The sequence below is a fragment of the Halorussus vallis genome (assembly GCF_024138165.1).
In the GTDB taxonomy this organism is placed as follows: Archaea; Halobacteriota; Halobacteria; order Halobacteriales; family Haladaptataceae; genus Halorussus; species Halorussus vallis.
The window spans coordinates 2,906,333-2,927,391 of sequence record NZ_CP100000.1 but is presented as its reverse complement, the minus strand read 5'-3'; the positions used below and the strand labels follow the sequence as shown (position 1 = coordinate 2,927,391).

At 63.6% G+C, this 21,059-nt stretch carries 20 protein-coding genes and 2 tRNA genes; 9 read left to right on the top strand and 13 right to left on the bottom strand.

Features of this window, described 5'->3' with window-relative positions:
* Positions 1-88: 88 nt before the first annotated feature.
* The 3 genes from NGM07_RS14735 to NGM07_RS14725 form a co-directional block, all read right to left on the bottom strand.
* The gene (locus NGM07_RS14735; protein ID WP_253512925.1) at positions 89-1,876 is read right to left on the bottom strand and encodes a hypothetical protein; all 1,788 of its coding nucleotides are present in this window, start codon (positions 1,874-1,876) and stop codon (positions 89-91) included.
* Between the two features lie 108 nt (positions 1,877-1,984).
* Entirely contained in the window at positions 1,985-2,248 is a 264-nt protein-coding gene (locus tag NGM07_RS14730; protein ID WP_253512924.1) for a hypothetical protein, read from the bottom strand.
* Between the two features lie 257 nt (positions 2,249-2,505).
* On the bottom strand, positions 2,506-2,973 hold the full coding sequence (locus NGM07_RS14725) for a hypothetical protein (protein ID WP_253512922.1): 468 nt from the start codon (positions 2,971-2,973) through the stop codon (positions 2,506-2,508).
* 234 nt (positions 2,974-3,207) lie between these two features.
* Between NGM07_RS14725 and NGM07_RS14720 the strand changes: the two genes are divergently transcribed.
* Positions 3,208-3,999, top strand: coding sequence for a hypothetical protein (locus tag NGM07_RS14720; RefSeq protein WP_253512920.1), 792 nt, complete (start codon positions 3,208-3,210; stop codon positions 3,997-3,999).
* Between the two features lie 358 nt (positions 4,000-4,357).
* On the opposite strand, the gene NGM07_RS14715 is transcribed toward NGM07_RS14720, so the two are convergent.
* Positions 4,358-4,431 (bottom strand) — tRNA-Phe (locus NGM07_RS14715).
* Between the two features lie 203 nt (positions 4,432-4,634).
* Positions 4,635-5,234: a hypothetical protein gene (locus NGM07_RS14710; protein ID WP_253512918.1), complete on the bottom strand. Its 600-nt coding sequence runs from the start codon at positions 5,232-5,234 to the stop codon at positions 4,635-4,637.
* Positions 5,235-5,408: 174 nt separating this feature from the next.
* On the opposite strand from NGM07_RS14710, the gene NGM07_RS14705 reads away from it, so the two are divergent.
* The 4 genes from NGM07_RS14705 (at position 5,409) to NGM07_RS14690 (ending at position 8,961) form a co-directional block, all read left to right on the top strand.
* Positions 5,409-7,244: a PAS domain S-box protein gene (locus NGM07_RS14705; RefSeq protein ID WP_253512916.1), complete on the top strand. Its 1,836-nt coding sequence runs from the start codon at positions 5,409-5,411 to the stop codon at positions 7,242-7,244.
* Positions 7,245-7,283: 39 nt separating this feature from the next.
* Complete coding sequence (locus NGM07_RS14700) at positions 7,284-8,018, top strand: sensor histidine kinase (protein ID WP_253512914.1); 735 nt, start codon at positions 7,284-7,286, stop codon at positions 8,016-8,018.
* 122 nt (positions 8,019-8,140) lie between these two features.
* The gene (locus tag NGM07_RS14695) at positions 8,141-8,497 is read left to right on the top strand and encodes a hypothetical protein (RefSeq protein WP_253512912.1); all 357 of its coding nucleotides are present in this window, start codon (positions 8,141-8,143) and stop codon (positions 8,495-8,497) included.
* 86 nt (positions 8,498-8,583) lie between these two features.
* Complete coding sequence (locus NGM07_RS14690; protein ID WP_253512910.1) at positions 8,584-8,961, top strand: hypothetical protein; 378 nt, start codon at positions 8,584-8,586, stop codon at positions 8,959-8,961.
* Between the two features lie 40 nt (positions 8,962-9,001).
* Here NGM07_RS14690 and NGM07_RS14685 read toward each other — a convergent pair whose 3' ends face one another.
* The 3 genes from NGM07_RS14685 to NGM07_RS14675 form a co-directional block, all read right to left on the bottom strand.
* The gene (locus tag NGM07_RS14685) at positions 9,002-9,793 is read right to left on the bottom strand and encodes an HpcH/HpaI aldolase family protein (RefSeq protein WP_253512908.1); all 792 of its coding nucleotides are present in this window, start codon (positions 9,791-9,793) and stop codon (positions 9,002-9,004) included.
* A gap of 85 nt (positions 9,794-9,878) precedes the next feature.
* Complete coding sequence (locus NGM07_RS14680) at positions 9,879-11,114, bottom strand: ornithine cyclodeaminase, nickel-pincer nucleotide-dependent (RefSeq protein ID WP_253512906.1); 1,236 nt, start codon at positions 11,112-11,114, stop codon at positions 9,879-9,881.
* Positions 11,115-11,185: 71 nt separating this feature from the next.
* Positions 11,186-12,169 (bottom strand): DMT family transporter, encoded by a 984-nt coding sequence (locus NGM07_RS14675; RefSeq protein ID WP_253512904.1) that lies wholly within the window; start codon positions 12,167-12,169, stop codon positions 11,186-11,188.
* A 222-nt stretch (positions 12,170-12,391) separates the two neighbouring features.
* On the opposite strand from NGM07_RS14675, the gene NGM07_RS14670 reads away from it, so the two are divergent.
* The gene (locus tag NGM07_RS14670; protein WP_253512902.1) at positions 12,392-13,186 is read left to right on the top strand and encodes a helix-turn-helix transcriptional regulator; all 795 of its coding nucleotides are present in this window, start codon (positions 12,392-12,394) and stop codon (positions 13,184-13,186) included.
* 116 nt (positions 13,187-13,302) lie between these two features.
* The gene (locus NGM07_RS14665) at positions 13,303-14,331 is read left to right on the top strand and encodes an NADP-dependent oxidoreductase (RefSeq protein WP_253512900.1); all 1,029 of its coding nucleotides are present in this window, start codon (positions 13,303-13,305) and stop codon (positions 14,329-14,331) included.
* A 90-nt stretch (positions 14,332-14,421) separates the two neighbouring features.
* On the opposite strand, the gene lipP1 is transcribed toward NGM07_RS14665, so the two are convergent.
* The 4 genes from lipP1 to NGM07_RS14645 all read right to left on the bottom strand — a co-directional run bounded on the left by lipP1 (position 14,422) and on the right by NGM07_RS14645 (position 18,155).
* Positions 14,422-15,369 carry a LipP1 family hormone-sensitive lipase gene (gene lipP1, locus NGM07_RS14660; RefSeq protein ID WP_253512898.1) on the bottom strand — a complete coding sequence of 316 codons (948 nt, stop codon included), beginning with the start codon at positions 15,367-15,369 and terminating at the stop codon, positions 14,422-14,424.
* A 94-nt stretch (positions 15,370-15,463) separates the two neighbouring features.
* Positions 15,464-16,120 (bottom strand): dihydrofolate reductase family protein, encoded by a 657-nt coding sequence (locus NGM07_RS14655; RefSeq protein ID WP_253512896.1) that lies wholly within the window; start codon positions 16,118-16,120, stop codon positions 15,464-15,466.
* Between the two features lie 136 nt (positions 16,121-16,256).
* Positions 16,257-17,738 carry a glycoside hydrolase family 43 protein gene (locus NGM07_RS14650; protein WP_253512894.1) on the bottom strand — a complete coding sequence of 494 codons (1,482 nt, stop codon included), beginning with the start codon at positions 17,736-17,738 and terminating at the stop codon, positions 16,257-16,259.
* Between the two features lie 343 nt (positions 17,739-18,081).
* A tRNA-Val gene (locus tag NGM07_RS14645) sits at positions 18,082-18,155 on the bottom strand.
* A gap of 93 nt (positions 18,156-18,248) precedes the next feature.
* Here NGM07_RS14645 and NGM07_RS14640 point away from each other — a divergent pair.
* A complete protein-coding gene (locus NGM07_RS14640; protein ID WP_253512892.1) occupies positions 18,249-18,518 on the top strand; it encodes a DUF7538 family protein in 270 nt (89 codons plus the stop codon).
* A 155-nt stretch (positions 18,519-18,673) separates the two neighbouring features.
* Positions 18,674-20,629, top strand: coding sequence for an ABC transporter ATP-binding protein (locus tag NGM07_RS14635; protein WP_253512890.1), 1,956 nt, complete (start codon positions 18,674-18,676; stop codon positions 20,627-20,629).
* Positions 20,630-20,703: 74 nt separating this feature from the next.
* Here the strand turns inward: NGM07_RS14635 and NGM07_RS14630 are convergent, their stop codons facing one another.
* Complete coding sequence (locus NGM07_RS14630; protein WP_253512888.1) at positions 20,704-21,000, bottom strand: hypothetical protein; 297 nt, start codon at positions 20,998-21,000, stop codon at positions 20,704-20,706.
* Positions 21,001-21,059 lie beyond the last annotated feature (59 nt).

The following is a 21,059-nucleotide window of genomic DNA, read 5'->3' as shown; positions in this document are numbered from 1 at the left end:
CTGCCATGACAATGGACTCAAATACCCCGAAGCTTCCCCAATAAGAATTTATAGAGATTTTTCGTGGTGATTGATTCTATTACCATGGTTATATATCCCACACGTAAATATTTGCGCCGTGGCGTCCTATCCCTTCATGCTTTTTAACAATATTATCATCCTCAAAATCTCTCAAAATCTTCGTTATAGTTCGTTTCGAGCAGCCAACTTCTTTTTCCAGTAATTCTTTCTTCGCCCCGTTTTGACCTCGCTCCTGCAATATCTGACTCACCTGACGCCTGTTCTCGCTATTAAAGGGTTGAACGTCGACATGAGAATCAGGGGTCAACCAATTCGGAAGAGCGAGAGTATTGAGATAGACTGTTGCTTCAGCATCCCCTCGACCGAATCGAAGAATCGCTTGCAGGACTTGATGATGAGAGAAGTGACGGTATATCTTATTACCAAGTTCGCCAAAACTCTTCTTTGTCCCTCTCCCCTCCGGTTCTATTCCTTCTCCGAAATACGCGGCCCACTTTTGGAGGATAGCCCTTCTAGGATGAGGAGAACCGGAAATAACGCCTAATGGTTCATTGGCGAAATCATTTGAGCTGTGTATTTCTGCAAAGTTCTTAGTGCGTTGGTTCTGTTCTACAATCCCATTTTTCTCATACTTCTTTAGCGCCTTCTTTGGAGTGATTAAAGCGGGACTCTGCCCTTCTTCGACCTCAATCTTCATAAATAAGCCAGCGTCCCTATTAGCGGCGATATTCCCACCGGAGTAGGGCTTGGTTCCTTGGCCTGCTTGTTTGATGGTCACTCCCATTGCATCCTTGATATATGAATCTTTGTCAGCATCGTCAAGAATTGTCCAGATATCTAACTCCTCATCCGTCACTAATTCCCAAAGTTCGGTTGTGGGAGTGCCATCAAGACAAACAAGGCCGAGAGCAGAAGAAAAATCAGGTGGCGTGAGAACTGTCATCCACCCTTCCTTTCGATTATGAACTGCAATACGCTTACGCTCGATACCATAATCCTCGAACTTCTCAGTTCCTGTCGCTTCAAATCCATTCCCGAGATTCTTCATTCTGAGCAAGGCGAAACAAAGGAAAGGTGCTAACGTGTGATATCGATTGTACTCCTCTTTATTAAGAACAGAAGTAACGTCTTCATCTGCTCCATAATTAAAAAACCAAGATAAGGCCTTTTGAGTTTCGTCAGTTCCATCTCTTGTCTCTATTAGGTCGGTGAATTCATCGTAAGGCAAACCTTCTTTCTCCTCCAAGAATTGTGATATGGTCTTAGAAACCTGACTAAATTCGGTCTCAAAAGCATCCCCGGGGAACTCATCCATAACGACGACTCGATTTTCGAGAATCGACTCGATATAGGCATGTTTATAGTTGCCAATGATGACCTGAGCAGATTCAGAATCGAGGTCTGACCGCATCTCCAGATACTTGCAGTCCGGAGAACAAGGGAGATTCAGTTCCGAATGAATTCTTTTTGCGCTCACCCCCAACTGATAGAGTTCTTTTGCCTTCTTTTCCACCTGGCTTCCTTCGTCGCCTCTAAAGGAAGGGCAATCCCGATGTGGACTAGGTACTTGCTTCGGTGAAAGACCAAGTTCCTTGCAAATACTGATTGCTTGGTCATAGAGGTCGTTACGGGCGGTCAGATACGTAATCGGAGTATCAGTCTGTTTAGCGACTTTGAAAGTTGATGTGGTCTTGCCACTGTTTGGTGGTGAGTCAATTAAAACCGACTTCTTAGAACTGAGAGCATATTCAATTCGCTCTTCAGTCTCGTCTCGAATCGTTTCCATTTGGATGTCGCCATCCGTCTTGAGCGGTTCCTCAACAGATTTATTTGGTCGATTAGTGTTCTTGTTCATGTTCATTCCGTTCCTTCTCAAGCGTTCACTTATACTGCGAAGCAGTTGTGCAATTCATTGTGATTAGAGGCCAGTTTCTCTCGAAAAAACTGGCTTGATGCGTCTCACTCAACTCGGTTCTGAACCGTGCTCCAAGACCCAATTGAATGAGTCAGAAAGATATACAAAATCCCCATCAAACTCCAGAAAACCGTCGAAAACGGCTTTCTTGATTAGTTGCTTTGCTTTCGCCCGAGAAACATCTTCCCTAGAAGCAATGCGCTTCTGGAGGTCGTATTTTAGCGCAGTCGTCTCATCGCCGTCCGGCTGTTTGAGATACTGTTCGAGTGGGATGGTCTCCCAATTCACGTAATCGGATTTCTTTTTCATCATTGCATATTCTTTGTTGTCGGATGTATCTGAGCCCTCGATTCATTTCTTTTCTACCTGAACTCCACTACGTACGTCCAGATAATAAAACCCCTATTTTCGGATGTGTTAACTATAATAATTCATAACAGCACCATAGAATCCGGCCGTTTAAAGTATATAAAGAGGACGTCCAAGCCTGCTCCAAAGAAATCGCTTTGAATACAATGCCAGAACCATAGGTCCCTTCTATCTCGATAGGAACGCCATAGAACTAAATTTCAAAGGTTGTCGTTTATCGCGTCGATTGCTCGGGTGCGGAGCCCTTCAACGGACTCAGTCATCTCCTCCGTGGCTTCCTCATTTTCCTCTCCTGAGGATTGCTGACCAGTCATCCCTCTATGAGCCATTAGAGCAGTATAGAATTGAGAAATCTTTTGAGCTTCTTCGTTGGATAGTTGTCCTATTTCCTGTGTGTTAGACTCGTAGACAGGTGACGGAAAGACCTCGCTCAAATCATCATAAGCGGTGAGGTCACCAGGGTCATCCATATCCAGCGCCATTTGACTCTGGATTTCACTTCGGAGTGCGAGTCGAAGGTTCTTTCTTGAGCGTCGTCTGTTCCACCAGCCTAACCCTATCTGAGTCAAAGCGCCGACCATAGCACCGAAGAAAGTCGCCGCCGCCAATAGAAGCGTCCCCGTTTCTATCGTCGTACCTGCCTGTACTGCTGTCGAATTAGCGGGCATTGTTATCAGAATTAGGTGAGCTACCTAATAATCTACGAGAGGGAGACGAGCCCCAAGGTTCACTAAGTGCGATGAGAGAGCGATTCAGTAGCAACCAATCGTCTTCTGCTCGACAGTTCTGGAATTGCTTGGAGGAGCGAAGGTAGCCATTTATCGATATGAGGTAATACCGAGCATCCGGGGAAGTCTATATGTTCAGCAAGAATTAAACAAACATCTCACAGAGAATATTGCATGACCGCTCTTAGTGATGCTGTTGAGGAGGAACTCGACCGACTTGAGGAAGATGCAGAAGAAATAGAAGACCTGTATACGGAATTTTTTAATCGGATAGAAACCCATTCGTCCGGTAGTTCTGGTAGCATGGTAACGATACCCGGCGTATTTTGGGATACGCCATCTGATGAATTGGAGGAACTTCAGCGAGAGGCGCTTCGGAATTACGAAGTCTGGTATAACTCCGCCACACCTCTGATTGCAGAATACCTTCCGAATCGCCAAGACGACTTCGAAGAGCACTATAGGGAATTCAAAGAGAGGCTACAGCTTGACAAAAAGGCACGTTCAAATATTCAGAAAGTGCTGAATGCTCAAAATTCTGATTTTGATTCTCAACAGAGTATTCTCCGTTCCATCCCATCAAAGGTTCGAATTGAGGAGGTAAGAGTTCGACGACAGATTTCCGAGGAAGTGTCTCAAGATGAGTTAGAGACTGCGAGAAGGCTATTTGATGATGAAGTCCGCGCTAGTGGAGTCGTTGCAGGGGTTGCATTAGAAAGATACCTTTTGATGAAGTGCAAAAATGCCAGTTCAGAAATCAACTACAACTACAACGACGGAATTTCGACTTTGGCTCAGAAGCTATTCGAGGCGGACGAGATTGACTCTACGCCTGAAAAGCATCTTCAGCACTTAGCAGATATTCGAGCTGATTGCGCTCATGCGAACGAAGAAGACCCTGAATCCGAGGATGTCAAGCGTCTCTTAGAGGACACTGATGACTATGTCCGTGGTAGAAAGATATAGCCAAGTTGAGAATCTGTCATAGGACTCGGGATTCTAAAACTCAGTGAGCGGCGCGAGATGCCAATTCAGGGACTCACTGACCTTTCTCAGTCCTCTGGCAGAAATCGCTCTCACGGCAATCTTGAGCCGCTGATAAGATTCTGACCGAGAGGCAAGGTCATGAATTCGCTTTCTCCGAGTTTCGAGAGTGGCGAGTGAGTACGAGTAACTACAAGGGCTTCACGAGTCAAATGTAGGATGGAGTGCCCGAAGGCGTCGGGGCGCGAGTGAAATCATAGTCAAATCTAATCGGGCTATGCGCGAGAGAATCGCCGGAAAGCGGCGCTCTCTGTCGAATATTGTCCGAGTAGAAAGGCCATGCCGCCTCCCCGATTTGAACGGGGGACAGCTCGATCTTCAGTCGAGTGCTCTCCCAGTCTGAGCTAAGGCGGCGCATTCGCAACGAGGCGCATGACGGAGAAAAGAGTTTCGAAACACGGCGACGGCGTCGGCCAAAGAACTTTGATCCGGGCCAACGTATCCCACGAACGTCATGGGCGACCCCGCGTGCTACCTGGAGTTCTGTTCGGAGTGCGACGCCCAGGTGACCATCGCCGACGAGGAGTGCCCCGACTGCGGGGCCGACCTGGAGTAGCTCAGGCGACCTTCCGGCGCTTCGAGAACTTCGTCGTGCCGACGTCGGACCGGATGACGGTGACGATGGTCACGTAGCCGCCGTTGGACTTTATCTTCATCGCGCCGGAGAAGCCCACCTTCACGCGCTTGGTCGTAGTGTGGGTGTCCTTGCCCGCGAGCGTGCCGACGGTTTCCTCGCCCGACCACAGTAGGTCGTCGTCGGCGTACACCTTCGTCTCAACGCGGACGTCGTGGCGGTCGGCCTCGCGGCGGTTCTTCAGCGTGGCCGTCACGTCCCGACAGGTGCTGCCGCACTTCTCGACCGACGTGATTCGGAGCCGGAAGGCCGACCCGGCGTCCTTCGCGCCGCCCGAACCGTCGGCGTCGCCCGTGGCGTCGGCCTGTCGGTCGCCGGACCCGTCGGACCCGCCCGAGTCACTTCCGCCCGCGTCGGCGCCGTCCTCGCCCGCACCACCGGGCGTGGTCGTCGCGTTCGCGTCCGCCGCGTCGGTCGCGTCCGACGCCTGCCCGCCGAGCGGATTCCCGCCGACGAACAGCGCGGTCGCCCCCGCGACCGCCACCAGGACCACCAGTGCGGTCACCCCGACCGCCCGTTTCACGTTACCACCCGCTCTCGATTCGCGTGCCAGCGCATCGGGCGGGCGTTTCCGCCGCCCCTATATAGTTCTGGTGGCCGCGGCGCGCCGGCCGGGGTCGAGGCGGTCGGCGGTTCCGCCGACCGTCCGGCGGGGCTGTCGGAGTCTTAATCTCCCTCCGGCGTCACTGCTCACGCAATGGATTCGACGGGGCCTTCGGGCGAGCGTCTCCGCGAGACGCTCGCCGTCTTCGAGGAGTCGCCCTCGCCGGGCGTTCCGCTGACGGCCGGCGAAGTCGCCGACGCGCTCGGTCGCTCATCCTCCGAGACTCGTCGGCGACTAGAAGTACTGGTCGAGCGCGGCGAACTCGACGCCAAGGCGGTCGGCGAGTCCGAGCGAGTGTGGTGGCGGCCCCGGGACGCCGAGGCCGACCCCGAGTCGCTCGACGCCCGGTCCGCGGACGACCACCCGGAGTCGCCCACCGAGCGCGACCAGCAGTTCCGGTCGCTGGTGGAGGCGGTCGACGACTACGCCATCTTCATGCTCGACACGGAGGGACGCGTCGCCAGCTGGAACGAGGGCGCGCAGGCCATCAAGGGCTACGAACCCGAGGAGATACTCGGCGAGCACGTCTCGACGTTCTATACCGACGAGGACCGCGAAGCCGGCGTCCCCGACCGTAACCTCCGGGGAGCCGTCGAAGGAACCGTCGAGGACGAGGGGTGGCGCGTGCGGGCCGACGGGTCGCGATTCTGGGCCGACGTGACCCTCTCGCCCGTCCGCGACGCCGACGGCGCTCTCGAAGGGTACGCGAAGGTGACCCGCGACATGACCGAGGCGAAGTACGTCGAGGCCGAGCGCACCCTACTGTACTCGACCACCCGCGCCATTGCGGCGGCCGAGACGTTCGAGGACGGCCTGCGGGCCGCCCTCGAACACGTGTGCGAGGCGACCGACTGGCAGTACGGCGAGGCCTGGATGCCCGACGGCGACGAACTCCAACGGGCGTCGGCCGACTACGCCGCCACCGACGACCTCCGGACGTTCGCGGCGCTCTCGCGGGACTACCGCTTCGAGCGCGGCCAGGGACTGCCGGGCCGGACGTGGGCGTCGGGCGAGACGGAGTGGATGTTCGACGCCGCGAACGCCCCGAAGTCGCACTCGACCCGGGTGAACGAGGCCAGCGAGTACGGCATCCGGGCGGCGCTCGGCGTGCCGGTGACGACCGACGACGAGGTGGTCGCGGTCCTGCTGTTCGCCATGACCGACGCCCGGGAAACCGACGACCGACTCGTCGCGCTCGTCGAGGGCGTCGGCGCCGAACTCGGCGACCTGGTGGTCCGCCGCCAGACCGAGGCCGCGCTCGCCCGCGAGAAGGAACTCACCGACAGGATACTCGAGACGAGTCCGACCGGCATCGCCGTCTTCGACGCCGACGGCCGGTTGACGATGGCCAACGAGCGGAGCGTCGAGATGCTCGGCCTGACCGAGGACGAGCGCGAGGGGTACGTCGTCGGCGAGCGCGAACTCCTCGACCCCGACGGCGAACCGCTCCCGCGGGAGTCCAACCCGGTCGTCGAGGCGCTCGAATCCGGCCGACCAGTGTACGACCGAAAGCTCCGAATCGAGACGCCCGACGGCCGGACCCGGTGGGTCTCGGTCAACGCCGCGCCGCTCGGCGACGGCGGCGACGACGCGTCCGCCGTCGTCGCCACGGTTTCCGACGTGACCCGACTCGAAGAGCAGGCCCGCCAGCTACAGCGCGAGCGCGACGAACTCAAAGACGAACTGGAAGGCGTGTTCCAGCGGGTCGACGACGCCGTCTACGCGCTCGACGACGAGTGGCGATTCACCTACGTCAACGAGCGCGCCGAGCGACTGCTCGACCGCACGGAGGCCGACCTGCTGGGTCGGACCATCTGGGACGTCTTCCCCGAGGCGGAGGGTTCGGAGGGCCACCGGGCCGGCGAGCGGGCCCGCGAAACCCTCGAACCGGTCACCTACGAGGAGTACTACGCGCCGCTCGAATCCTGATTCGAGGTCCACGTCTACCCCTCCGAGACGGGGTTGTCGGTGTACTTCCGGGACGTGACCGAGCGCAAGCGCCGCGAGGAGGAACTGAAGCGCCAGAACGAGCGCCTCGAATCGTTCGCGAGCATGCTCGCCCACGAACTCCGCAATCCGCTCTCTATCGCCCAGATATACCTCCAGACCGCCAGGACCGGCGACGAGAACGCGGCCGGGGAGGTCGAAACCGCACTCGACCGCATCGAGGAGATGATCGACGTCCTGCTGGTGATGACCCGCGGCGGCGACTCGGTGGTCGAACCCGAACCGGTCGATCTGGCGGACCTCGCCGCCGACGTGTGGGCGAACGTCGGGACCGACGACGCCGACCTCGAAATCGAGACGGACCTCGTGGTGAACGTCGAACCGCACCACCTCCGGAACCTGCTGGAGAACCTCTTTTCGAACTCGGTCGAACACGGCGCCGCTGGAAACGCGCCCGACGCCGACGGCAGGCGCACGACCGTCCGCGTCGGCGCGCTCGGCACGGCGTCCGGCGACGTGTCGCCGGACGCCGTGCCGGGAGGGTTCTACGTCGAGGACGACGGACCGGGCATCCCCGAGGCTGAGCGAGCGACCGTCTTCGACGCGGGCTACACGACCGCGGCCGACGGCATCGGCCTCGGACTGACGTTCGTCGCCCAACTGGCCGAGGCGTACGGCTGGGAGCGGACGGTCACCGAGAGCGAGACGGGCGGCGCGCGCTTCGAGTTCCGGACGAACGTCGAGACGGCGGAGTAGAAGGCGAGTCCGCGTTCGCGTCGCCCGGCGGGCGACGCGAACGCGGAGTTCCTTCGAACGCGCAGGGCCTTCGAACGGGGCGAATCCTCAAAAGGGAGCGAGTGCTACCGACTCGTAGGCGAATGTCCGAGACGCTCGAACTCCCGAACAGCGACGTCGTGACCCCCGACGACGTGTTCCTCTACAACGAGTACCCCTACCGCGTCTCGTTCGTCGACGACGAGACGTACGAGTTCGAACTCTCGCCGCTCTACTGGGGCGGCGGCGAGATGGACGTCCCGTTCCGCGACCGGGACGCCCTCTACGAGCAGTGGGGCGAGGGGTCGCGGGGTGTGCTGACGCCGAACGAGTGGGAGCAGTGGCTCCGGGAGGCCCGCCGCGACGACCGCTTCGGCGACGACGAACTCGACGCCCTCGCCCGCGAACTCCCGACCGAGGACGGTTTCGTGGCCCGCATCCGACGCACGCTCGGGTTCTGACCCCGGCCGCGGGCCGGAGCGGAGCGACCGCGACGGTGGCCCGAACGGCCACAGTGACTACCCGTCTCAATCGCGTACGGTTCCGCATGGTCGAAGAAGATCTCGGCGAGGCGACTATCGTCTACGACGACCCCGACGAGGGGACCATCGAGGAGACGGTCCCGAACGAACACGTCGCCTACTTCCAGGACCACTGGATAATCAAGACGGGCGAGGACGACCGGGGCCGCGACACGGTCCGGCGGGTTCCGCTCCAGCGCGTCCACTACGTCGAGCGGACGGTCGAGGAGTTCGAACAGGAGGTTTCCACCCTCCGCGACCAGGTCCAGTCGGTCGCCGACGACCTCCGGACCAAACTCATGGGCGGCGGCGAGCGCGAGTCCGGCCAGAGCGAGGCGCTCCGCATCGACGTCGAGAGTGGGGAGAAGGACGAGGACGCCGACGGCGAAGATAGGTCGGCATAACGGGACGAGGGCAGAAGAGGGCCCGAGACGGCGCGGTCGGTTACTCGTCCGCTTGGTACCCGTCGAACCACGACTCGACCGTCTGGGCGACGGCACCGGTCGTGCTTCCGAGGTTGAGAATCTGGTAGCCGGCCTCGACCTTCTCGTTCACGTCGTCCATCCCAAAGCCGAGTCCCCCGACGGGCACGTCGGCGTCGAGGCTGGCCTCGCGTATCTCCTCGACGGCGTCCTGGACGTCGGAGTGGGTCGGTTCGCCGGGGTGGCCGAGCGATACCGCCAAATCCAGCGGGCCGACGAAGACGAAGCCGAGTTCGGGCACGTCGAGAATCTCGTCGAGGTTCTCGACCGCAGTTTGGCTCTCTATCGTCGCACCGACCAGCGTCTCCTCGTCCTCGGTCGCGACGTAGTCGTCGGCCTGCCCCCAGCGACTCGCCCGCGGGTTGGCGAACCCTCGGTCGCCAGGACCGCCGTCGTACCGGAACCGCGAGGCCCGGACCGCCCGCCGGGCGTCCTCGGCCGTCTCGACCCGCGAGACGAACGCGTTCCGGACCCCGGCGTCGAGGGCCTTCCGCACCAGCGCGGGGTCGGCTTCGGGCAACCGGACCAGCAGTTCCGTCTCGGTCCCGTCGGCCGCCCGGAGCAGGTCGTCGAGTCGCTCGCCGTCCCAAGGACTCGGCCCGGCGTGCTCCAAATCGAGCCAGACGAAGTCGAGTCCGAGTTCGGCGTAGAACTCCACGAGCGTCGGACTGTAGGTGTTGTCGAGGACGCCGAGCGCCGCGTCCCCGTCTTCGAGCGTGCGCCGCAGTTCGTTGGTCCGCGATGATTCCGTCATGCGACGGAGCGACGGCAGGTAGTTCAATAAGTCTGCTCCCGGGCGACGGCACGGGGCGCTCCCCCGTCGCCGAGAACCGGGGCGTTCACTCCTCGTCGAGAATCGTCTCCGCGAGCGCCGGCACGAACGTCCCGATGTCGGTGACCATCCCGATGGCCTGGGCGCTCCCGCGGTCGAGCAGTTGGGTCACGGTGGCGGGGTTGATGTCGACGCAGACGACCCGGGTGGTCGAGGGCAGGCAGTTGCCGACCGCGACCGAGTGGAGCAGCGTCGAGAGCATCAGCACCATGTCGGCCTCGCGGGCCTGCTCGCGGATGGCGTTCTGAGCCTCGACGGCGTCGGTGATGGTGTCGGGCAACGGACCGTCGTCGCGGATGGACCCCGCGAGCACGAAGGGGACGTCGTTGGTGACGCACTCGTACATCACGCCGTCTTCGACCAGTCCCTGCTCGACGGCCTCCGCGATGCCGCCCGCCCGGACCACCTCGCTGATGGTGTAGATGTGGTGCTTGTGGCCCTTCCGGGGGTTCTCGAGCGTCTCGACGTCCATCCCGAGCGAGGTGCCGTAGCTGGCGTGTTCGAGGTCGTGGACCGCGAAGCCGTTGCCCGCCGACAGCATGTCGACGTACCCTTCGCGGACGAGGCGGGCCAGCGCATCGCCCGCGCCCGAGTGAATCAGCGCCGGGCCGGCGACCGCGAGAATCGACCCGCCCTCCTCCTCGGTCGCCTCGATGGCGTCGGCGACTTCGCGGATGAGCGACTCGGAGGGGCGCTCGGAGGAGACGCCGCCCTGCATGAAGCCGAACGGGCCGCTCGACCCCCGGGGGCGCTCGGGCGGGTCGACCCGGACGCCGGCCTCGTCGGTGACCACGAGGTCGCCGCCCTCGATGGCGTTCAGGACCTTGGTGTGCGCGCGCGCGCCGCCCGCGGCGTCTGGGTCGACCACGACGGCGCAGTCCATCTCGATGTTCTCGACGGGGAGCCACTCGCCGTCGTAGCGCACCTCGGTCGGGTGGTTCGTCGTGGAGTAGAAGCCGTGGGGGACCACCCGGTCTTCCGGCGCGGGCTTCAGCGTGGCGTCCGGCGGGTCGGGCAGCGACGCGCCGTTCTGGTGGAGTTCGTGGAGAATCTCGCGGAGTTTTTCCTCGTCGTCGGCCTCGACGGTCATCCGGCAGTAGGACTCCTCGTCCTTGTGCTTCCCGACGTCGAAGACCTCCACGTCGAAGTCGCCGTCGAGTTCCATCACCACGCCGAAACACCGCTGCATCATCCCCGAGTCGATGATGTGCCCTTCGAGTTCGACCGTCTGCGCGGCAGTCATACTTCGTCAAAGAGTCGGCTCTCACATCAGCGTTCCCACGCGGGGCGGGTCGCGCTCGGAGTGGAGGCGAATCAGTCGGACTCGTACCCCACCGATTCCTGCCCGACGAGCAGCCCCTCTTCGGCGTCGGCGCGGTCGGCGACCGCGTCGGGGAGCCAGGTCCGGAAGTCGACCGACTCGCTGCCGATGACCGCGAATCCGGCGAAGATGGTGAGGAAGCCGACGACCGCGAGCGCCGAAACCGTCTCGCCGAGCAGCGCCCACCCGCCGAGGGTCGTCACGACCGGGACGACGTAGAAGACCAGGTTCGCCCGAATCGCGCCGGTCGCGTCGAGGAGGCCGAAGTAGGCGATGTACGCCATCGCGCCGGCGAACAGGCCGACGTACGCGAGCGCCGCCAGCGCTTTCGGCGTCCAGGTGATCGCCGCGACCGACTCGCCCGCAGAGATGCTCAACAGGTGGCAGAGGAGCGCGCCGAAGGGGAGGCCCCAGGCGGTTCGGACCGTGCTCGACAGCGTGCCGTCGGCCCGTCGGATGAGGACGCTCCCGAGCGCGCCGGCCACCGCGCCGGCGAACAGGACGGCCTTGTGGGCCGCGTCGCCGCCCAGCAGGTTCGCGGGGTCGAGGCCGACCACGAGGGCGACGCCGACGAGACCCAGCGCCATCCCGACCCCGCCGCGGGACGAGAGGCGTTCGTCCGAGAGCAGGACCGCGGCGAACACCGGCGTGAGGATGGGGTTGAGGCTGAAGACGATGGAGGCGACGGCGCTGGTGACGTGCTGCTGGCCGACGAACAGGAGCGCGTTCGAGAGGCCGACCGAGAGCAGGCCGGTCGCGAGGATGCCGACGGCGTCGTCCCGGGTCCGCGGGAGCAGTTCGTCTCGCGACGCGGTCAGGACCGCGAATCCGGCGAGCGCGACGGCCGCGACGTCGAAGCGCAGCGCGACGAACAGCAGGGGCGGGAAGTAGGCGAGGCCGGCCTTCGCGGCGACGAACGTGCCGCCGAAGAGGACGGCCGCGGCGACGAAGGCGACGAGAGTGCGGCGTTCGACCACGATTACGGCCTCACCTCGTCGGGTCGTTCGGCGAGCGGTGCGACGGAGAGAAGAACGTCGAGCGTACGAATCATCTTACTCGGTACTAGGGGCGCCGGGCTTAAGGTTCTGTTCGGAAATATTTTCGCGGTAAGAAACCATGCGGTACCCCGAGAGTCGTTCGCGGCGCGAAACGATTTCACGGTGCGAAAACGGTTTACCGCGACGGGTCCCAGACGAAGTATGGAGCCCGCGCTGGCGGAGATAGAGTTTCTCGCGCTCTCGTCGAACCGGGTCGAAGTGCTCGGACTCCTCGCCGACGACCGCCGCTCCCGGAGCGACCTCGCGGAGGCCACCGGCGCGTCGCAGGCGACGCTCGGCCGAATCCTGCACGACTTCGAGGAGCGGTCGTGGATTCGGCGCGAGGAGGGCGAGTACGTCGCGACGGCGACCGGGCGACTCGTCGCGAAGGGGTTCGGCGACCTGCTCGAAATCCTCGAAACCGAGGGAAAGCTCCGGGGCGTCGTGCGGTACCTCCCGACCCACGCGATGGACTTCGACCTCCGGCGACTCGCCGACGCGACGGTCACCCATCCGAGCCAGACGAGGCCGAACGCGCCGGTCCAGCGCGTCCTCGGCCTGCTCGAAGACGCCGACGAAGTCCGGGTGTTCTCCCACGCGTTCAACGAACAGAGCCTCACGGTAATCCAGCGGCGGGTGGCCGCCGGCGACCAGACGTTCCGGGGCGTCTTCTCGCGGACCGCCATCGACGCGCTGGCCGACGACTCCGGCCTCCGTGAGCGACTCGCCGCGCTCCTCGACGCCGAGGGCGCGGCGGTCAGGGTCCACGAGGAGGGCGTCCCGCTCGCGGTGACGGTGGCCGACGACGCGGTCCATCTCTTGCTTCGCGACGAGAACGGCGTCCTCCGGGCGTCGGTCGACACCGACGACCGGGCGGTCCGGTCGTGGGCCCAGGACACCTTCGACCACTACTGGCGGACGGCCGCGCCGCTGGACGCCGAGGAATTCTCTCCCTGAGTCGGAGGCTCGGCGCAGGTCGCCGGACTCCGGCGACCTGCGCCGAGACCCCTCGCTTCGCTCGACCGACTTCCGCTACCCCAGTAGCCTTCCGACCCGAGCACGTGGGTCGGTCCATGCCCGAAACGGACCGGACCAACCGGAAGTTCCTGCTCGCCGAGCGACCCGACGGACGACCCGACTCCGAGACGTTCGAACTGGTCGAGGAGGACGCGCCGGAACCCGGCCCCGGTGAGGTGCTCGTCCGCACCCTCTACCTCTCGGTCGACCCCTACATGCGGGGTCGGATGGACGCCGGCGAGTCCTACGCCGAACCGTGGACCGTCGGCGAACCGCTCCGGGGCGGCGTCGTCGGCGAAGTCGTCGAATCGAACGGGACCGACTTCGAGGCCGGCGACGTGGTGACCGGCGACCTCCAGTGGGCCGACTACGCCACCGCTCGCGCCGGACGACTCCGGTCGGTCGACCCCGAACGGGGACCGATTTCGACCGCGCTGGGCGTCCTCGGCATGCCGGGCCGGACCGCCTACTTCGGCACGCGCGAGGTCGCCCAACCGAAGGCCGGCGACACGTTCGTCGTCACCGGCGCGGCCGGCGCGGTCGGGTCGGTCGCGGGCCAGATAGCGCGGCTCTCGGGCGCCCGGACGGTCGGGTTCGCCGGGTCCGACGAGAAGGTCGCGTTCCTCGAAGACGAACTCGGTTTCGACGTCGGCATCAACTACGCCGAAACCGACGACTACCGGTCGGCGCTCGACTCGGCCGCTCCGGACGGCGTCGACTGCTACTTCGACAACGTCGGCGGTCCCATCACCGACGCCGTCTTCTCGAAACTGAACGTCGACGCTCGCGTGGCAATCTGCGGCCAGATATCGCTGTACAACGCCCAGGAGGTGCCCACGGGACCGCGAAAGCTCCCGACGCTCATCGAGAAGCGGGCGCGGGTCGAGGGCTTCCTCGTTTCGGACTTCGCACCGCGGTTCGAGGAGGCGACCCGGAAACTCGGCGAGTGGGTCGCCGACGACGAGGTTCGGTACCGCGAGACGGTCACAGAAGGCCTGGAGAACGCCCCGAACGCGTTCCTGGGCCTGTTCGAGGGCGAGAACATCGGAAAGCAACTCGTGAAGGTCGGCGAGCGCGGGGAGTGAGAACCCGGTTCCGGCGACCGAAGACCGGCGGCCGGGCGGCGACCCCGCGGGGTCGCCGCCCGGCCGACAACTGATTCTGCCGCCTGAGAGTCAGTGAAGCGCGTCGTGGAGGTCCCCGGCCACGTTCGAGAGCATCTCGTGACCTCCGGTGACATCCATCGGTTCCTGGACCATGTTGACGACGCCGTGGATGAGGTCGTCGTACTCGCGGTGGATGACCGCGACGCCGTCGGCTTCGAGGGTTTCGGCGTACGCCCGGCCCTCGTCGCGGAGCGGGTCGAACCCACAGGTGACGACCGTGGCTGGCGGGAGGTCGGCGTGGCTCTCGGCCTCGATGGGCGCGAGGTAGGGATTGGGCATATGCGCCCACGAGGGGACGTAGTGGTCGCCGAAGTAGGCCATCTCGTCGGCGCTGAGGAAGTAGCCCTCGGCGTTCTCCTCGCGCGAGGGGTAGTCGCCCTCACCGAAGTCGACCGCGGGGTAGAACAGCGCCTGATAGGCGAGGTCGGGACCGCCGCGCTCGCGGGCGGCGAGCGCGACCACGGCGGCCAGATTCCCGCCCGCGGAGTCGCCCGCGACGGCGATTCGTTCCGCATCGCCGTCGATTTCGGCGGCGTGCTCGGCGATCCACTCGGTCGCGGCGTAGGCGTCCTCGACCGCCGCCGGGAAGGGGTGTTCGGGCGCGAGTCGGTAGTCGACCGACACCACCACGGCCTCGACGGCGTTCGTGAGGATGCGACACGGCGCGTCGTGACCGTCGAGGTCCCCCAGTACGAACCCGCCGCCGTGGAAGAAGACGACCACTGGGTGCGGGCCGTCGCCCTCGGGTCGGTAGACCCGCACGGGAATCTCGCCCGCCGGACCGGGAATCGTGCGGTCCTCGACCGCGCCGACCTCCTCGACCGGTTCCGCGCCAGCGAACGTCCCGTCCACCACCTCGCGGGCCTCCCGGGGTTCGAGGTCGCTGACCTTCGGTGCTCCCATCGCCTCGAGCGCGTCGAGGACGGCGCGCACGTCGTCGCTCGGTCGGTCTGCCATGGCCGGTGGTATGGTGTCAACTGATAAAAGTGTGGAGGAGGCGGCGAACCGGGAGTTCGAAACCCGTGACTGTGACTCCGTCGCCCCGGTAGCGTCACTCCGTCGCGTCGTCCAGCGCGAACGAGCCGTACTCTATCTCGCCCGACCGCTCGTATCGGAGCATCTGGACCCCCGTACTCGACGTCTCCGCCTCGGTCAGTTCGAGCGCCGCGGGGACGGTCCCGTCTCCGAACAGCCGCTTTCCGTCCCCGAGTACCAGGGGGAATATCCAGAGCCAGAACTCGTCGACGAGGTCGTTCGCGAGCAGCGTCTGGATCAGGCCCTGGCTGCCCTGCACCAGAATCGTGTCGCCTCGGTCCTCCTTGAGGTCCGCGACGCTCTCGGCGACGTCCCCCGAGAGGAGCGAGGAGTTGTTCCACGTCACGTCGTCGAGCGTCCGGGAGGCGACGTACTTGGGCATGCTGTTCAGCTTCGTCGCCACAGGGTCGTCCGGGTCGTCGACGTTCGGCCAGTGGGCGGCGAAGATTTCGTACGTCTTCCGGCCGAGCAACAGCGCGTCGACGTCGGCGAACTGCTCGTCGATGACCTCGCCCATCCGCTCGTCCCAGTAGTTCACCGACCAGCCGCCGTGTTCGAACCCGCCCTCCCGGTCCTCCTCGGGACCGCCCGGTGCCTGCATCACCCCGTCGAGCGTCAGGAACGTCCCCACCACGAGCCTCCCGGTCGTTTCGTCCGCGTCGGTTTCGCTCATCGTCGGCAATCGTATCGCCGCATTCGGGCATGGCTGTTCCGGCCGAACGAGGTTGCGAGCGGCGGACACGCACTGCTGTCTCGTAGAACTCGTCGTATTGCGCCGTCAGAAGCGGGTCCGGCGAAACTGACCCAGGCTAGGACTCGTAGACGAAGCGCTCGACTACCGCATCCGCCTCGCAGGTCGTCCCGCGCCCGGTCGCATACGGGCCGATGACGACGCCCGTGAACCCGCCCGTCACCTCCGTGGCCAGGTAGCGCGTCGAGGCGTCGGCCACTTGCTCGCCGTCCACGAGGAACCGGTACGTCCTAGCGTCGGCTTCGACGGCGAGGTCCGCCGTCGCGCCGACAGCCGTTCGGGCGATCACGTCCGTGGCGTCGCCGATACTGAGGCGCACGAGGGCCTCCCGGCGGCCGTCGCTGCGCGTCACGCCGACCTGGTAGTGGTGGTCCTCGTCCACCAACAGCGCGAGGCCAGCTTCCTCGCCGTCAGAGGGGTCGAACGCGAGCGTCATCTCGGCACGGCACTCGAAGGCGGTCTGTCGCCGCCCGACGAACGTGGCACCCGGCTCGTCGAGAGCCTGTGGACCGCCGCGGAGTTCGAGCCCCTCGCCGTCCGTCCCGTAGCGCTCGCGGTCGGGATGGCGGCGGAACTGCCACTCGACGCCGAGTCCGTCCTCGAACGTCGTGTCAGTTCGCTGGACGGCCGTCGACTCGGTGTTTCTCTCTCCGGGGAGCGGCCCCTCCATCTCGGTCGTGAGCGGCTCGCCGCCGTTTACGACGGGCCAGCCGTCCCCCCACGTGACGGGTGCGAGGAACGTTTCGCGGCCGAGGTGGTGGTAGCGCGGCCACGTGCCGTGCTGGCGGATACCGAGACAGACGAGCCACCAGTTCCCGTTCCCGTCCTCCACGAAGTCGGCGTGTCCGACGGCCTGGATTTCGTCGCGCGGGCGACCCCAGTGGGTGAGGACGGGATTGTCGGGATGGCCCTCGTACGGGCCGGTCGGATCGTCGGCGCGCGCCGCCACGACCATGTGCCCGGCGTGAGTCCCTCCTTCGGCGAGTATCAGGTGATAGGTGCCGTCGCGCTCGTAGATGTGGGGCGCCTCTGCGTAGGGGTCGCGGAAGCCGGTCCAGATCGCGTGTGACTCGCCGAGTTCGCCCGTCTCCACGTCGAGTTCGGCCTGTTCGATCGGGGCTTCGGGGTCGGTGGAGTGATAGGAGAAATAGCAGGTACCGTCCTCGAAAAAGAGGTCCGGGTCGATGCCCGGGGCGTATACCCGCGTCGGGTCGGACCACTCGCCGGCCGGGTCGTCTGCGGTGACGAAGAAGTGGCCGTCGCCGCTGACGTTCGTGGTGACGAGGTAGTAGGTGCCGTCGTGGTAGCGAAGCGTCGGCGCGAAGACGCCTCCCGACGCGCCGGCGTTATCGACGGTGAGCTGGGATTTCCGGGTGAGCGCGTGGCCGATAGGCTTCCAGTCGGCGAGGTTCTCGCTCCGGTAGAGCGGAACGCCCGGAACGTATTCGAAGGAGCTGACGGCGAGGTAGAACGCGTCCTCGCCCCGGCAAATCGTCGGGTCGGGGTGGAAGCCCGGAAGAACGGGATTCTCGTAGCGCATGGCCGTACCGTTCCGCGAGAGTCATTTCACTCTATCGTTCAGACGGGTCTTTCTCGCACGTTTTCGGGCGGTCGCACTCCGCTATCGTGCTCGGAAGGTCGTGCCGTGCCCGAGCCCGTACGGGAACGCGAACTCGACATCTGTACGTTTTTCCAGGCCCCGGGGTCGAAGTCCGGACCGTCAGCATACTGATTGCGAAGTGAGCAGGTAGAATCGATGAATTCGGGCGGATTCTCACCGGAGCGAGACGTTCCGGGATGCTCGCTTTGCTGCGCTTCCGGGCGTGTGACTGGCAGGGTTCGAACCGCCGGACCGTCCGCTCCTCACTTCGTTCGTCGCAGGATGGGTCCGGGCGGATTCGAACCACCGACCTCAGCCTTGTAAAGGCCGCGTCATAACCGACTAGACCACGGACCCGATACCGGGAAGGAATCGCTCGCCGAAAATAACGTTTGTCTTTCGAACCGGCTTCCGTAACCCCTACCACACGTCCCACCCGAGAGGTCCCGTATGGACGAACGAGTCGAGGCGCTGGCCGAGCAAGACGGCTGGCAGGCCGAGGGGTTCGCGGCGCGGGTCCACTACCAAGGCGGCGACGACTACTACAGCATCGAGTTCTACGCGCCCAGCGAGTGCGTCGTCTACTGGAAGGTGAAAGGCGACGGCGAGGTCGCGGTGCCGGTCGGCCGGAACACGGTGCCCGACCCTCTGCGCCAGCGCATCCGCCAGGATTTGGCCGAGGCGGACGTGGACCCCGAAATCGAGGAGCGGACGCTGTAGCGGCGCGTCCAACCCCTCCTTGGCAGACACTCGCAAACGACCGTCAGCGCTAAGGGTACCGTTTCCTTATCCTATGAACCCGATGCACGCCCGCAGGTGCGACCATTTCGATTCGAAGGAAACACTTTCAAGAGCCCAACCTTTCCTGAGTGATAATGGGAATCACTGACGAAGACGACGACCCGTTCGAAGAACAGCGAGAGCAGGCCGAGAACCCCATGAAACGGCTGTTCTTCGAGTACGGGTCCGAGAACCGATTCGCGTTCGTCGTCGGGGTCCTGTCGAGTTTCTTCGCCCGGATTCTCAATCTCCTGCCGCCCATCATCCTCGGCGTCGCCATCGACGCCTTCTTCTCGCCGGGCAGCACGATTCCGTACCCCGAGGCGCTCGCCGGACAGATACCCGGGATGACCTCGCAACTGGCGGCCGACATCGTCCCGGCGACCCAGGAGGCGCAGTTCTGGTTCTCGGTCGTGGTCATCGCCTGCGCGTTCGGGTTCGGCGCGGCGTTCCACTGGGGTCGCAACTGGGGTTGGAACTCCTTCGCCCAGAACATCCAGCACGAGATCCGGACCGACACCTACGACAAGATGCAGCGCCTCGACATGGACTTCTTCGCCGACAAGCAGACCGGCGAGATGATGTCGGTCCTCTCGAACGACGTCAACCGCCTGGAGCGGTTCCTCAACGACGGGATGAACTCGGCGTTCCGTCTGGGCGTGATGGTCGCGGCCATCGCGGCGGTGCTGTTCGCCATCAACTGGCAACTCGCGCTCGTGGCGATGGTGCCGGTGCCGCTCATCGCGGTGTTCACCTACAAGTTCGTCCAGACCATCCAGCCCAAGTACGCCGAGGTGCGCTCGTCGGTCGGCAAGGTCAACTCCCGCCTGGAGAACAACCTCGGGGGCATCCAGGTCATCAAGACGTCCAACACCGAGCCCTACGAGTCCGACCGCGTCGAGGACGTCTCGAACGACTACTTCGGCGCGAACTGGGACGCCATCATCACTCGCATCAAGTTCTTCCCGTCGCTCCAGATTCTCTCCGGACTCGGCTTCGCGCTGACGTTCGTGGTCGGCGGCCTCTGGGTGTTCAACGGACAAGGTCCGTGGCTGTTCAGCGGCGACCTCTCGCGCGGCGAGTTCGTCACGTTCATCATGCTGACCCAGCGGTTCATCTGGCCGATGGCGCAGTTCGGCTCCATCATCAACATGTACCAGCGCGCCTACGCCTCCAGCGCCCGTATCTTCGGGCTGATGGACGAGCCGAGCCGAATCCGCGAGGAACCCGACGCCGAGGACCTCGTGGTCGAGGAGGGCGAGGTCGTCTACGAAGACGTGACCTTCGGCTACGACGAGGAGGAAACCATCGTCGAGGACGTCTCCTTCGAGGTCGAGGGCGGCGACACCCTCGCGCTGGTCGGCCCGACCGGCGCGGGCAAGTCGACGGTCCTCAAACTCCTGCTCCGGATGTACGACGTCAACGAGGGCGCCATCCGCATCGACGGCACCGACCTCCGGGACGTGAGCCTGCCGAGCATCCGGCAGAACGTGGGCTACGTCTCCCAGAACACGTTCCTGTTCTACGGGACGGTCGCCGAGAACATCGCCTACGGCACCTTCGACGCCGACCGCGAGGAGGTAATCGAGGCGGCGAAGGCCGCCGAGGCCCACGACTTCATCCAGAATCTCCCGGAGGGCTACGACACCGAGGTCGGCGAGCGCGGCGTGAAACTCTCCGGCGGTCAGCGCCAGCGCATCTCCATCGCCCGCGCGGTGCTCAAGGACCCCGAAATCCTGATCCTGGACGAGGCGACCAGCGACGTCGACACCGAGACGGAGATGCTCATCCAGCGCAGTCTGAACGAACTCACAGAGGACCGCACGACGTTCGCCATCGCCCACCGCCTCTCGACCATCAAGGACGCCGACCAGATCGTCGTCCTCGAAGGCGGCCGCATCGTCGAGCGCGGCACCCACGACGACCTGCTTGCCGAGGATGGCCTCTACGCCCACCTCTGGGGCGTCCAGGCCGGCGAAATCGACGAACTCCCCCAGGAGTTCATCGAGCGCGCGGCCAGGCGGACCGCCCGGACCGAAACCACCGACTGAGGCTCGAAAGCGCCGAAACACCGTTCGACACCTCCGGTCGGTCGAGGGTTTCGACGCGACGGTTGCGGGACGTGCTACAGCAGGTTCATCTCTTTGAACGTAACCCCTTCCTCGGTCAACTCCGCGACCAAGGACTCGGTCCCGTCTGCGACCTCCCACTCGTACTCCTTCGGACCGAAATCGTCGGCGGCGACGGACACGGAGTACGTCTCCCCTCGCTCCGCTTCGAAGACGTTGTGCAACTCGTCCCGCGGGACCACGACGGTACCACCGACCGGCGAGTCCTCAACGTCGAACGTGAACCGTCCGACGTCGAGCGTGGCGTTGTGTAACGAGAGCCAGCGGCGCCTTCTACCTTGACCGGGAGCCATGAACGAAAGGTCGCCTCCGTCGGTATTAAACGTACCAACGGACGCCCCGACGAATCTCG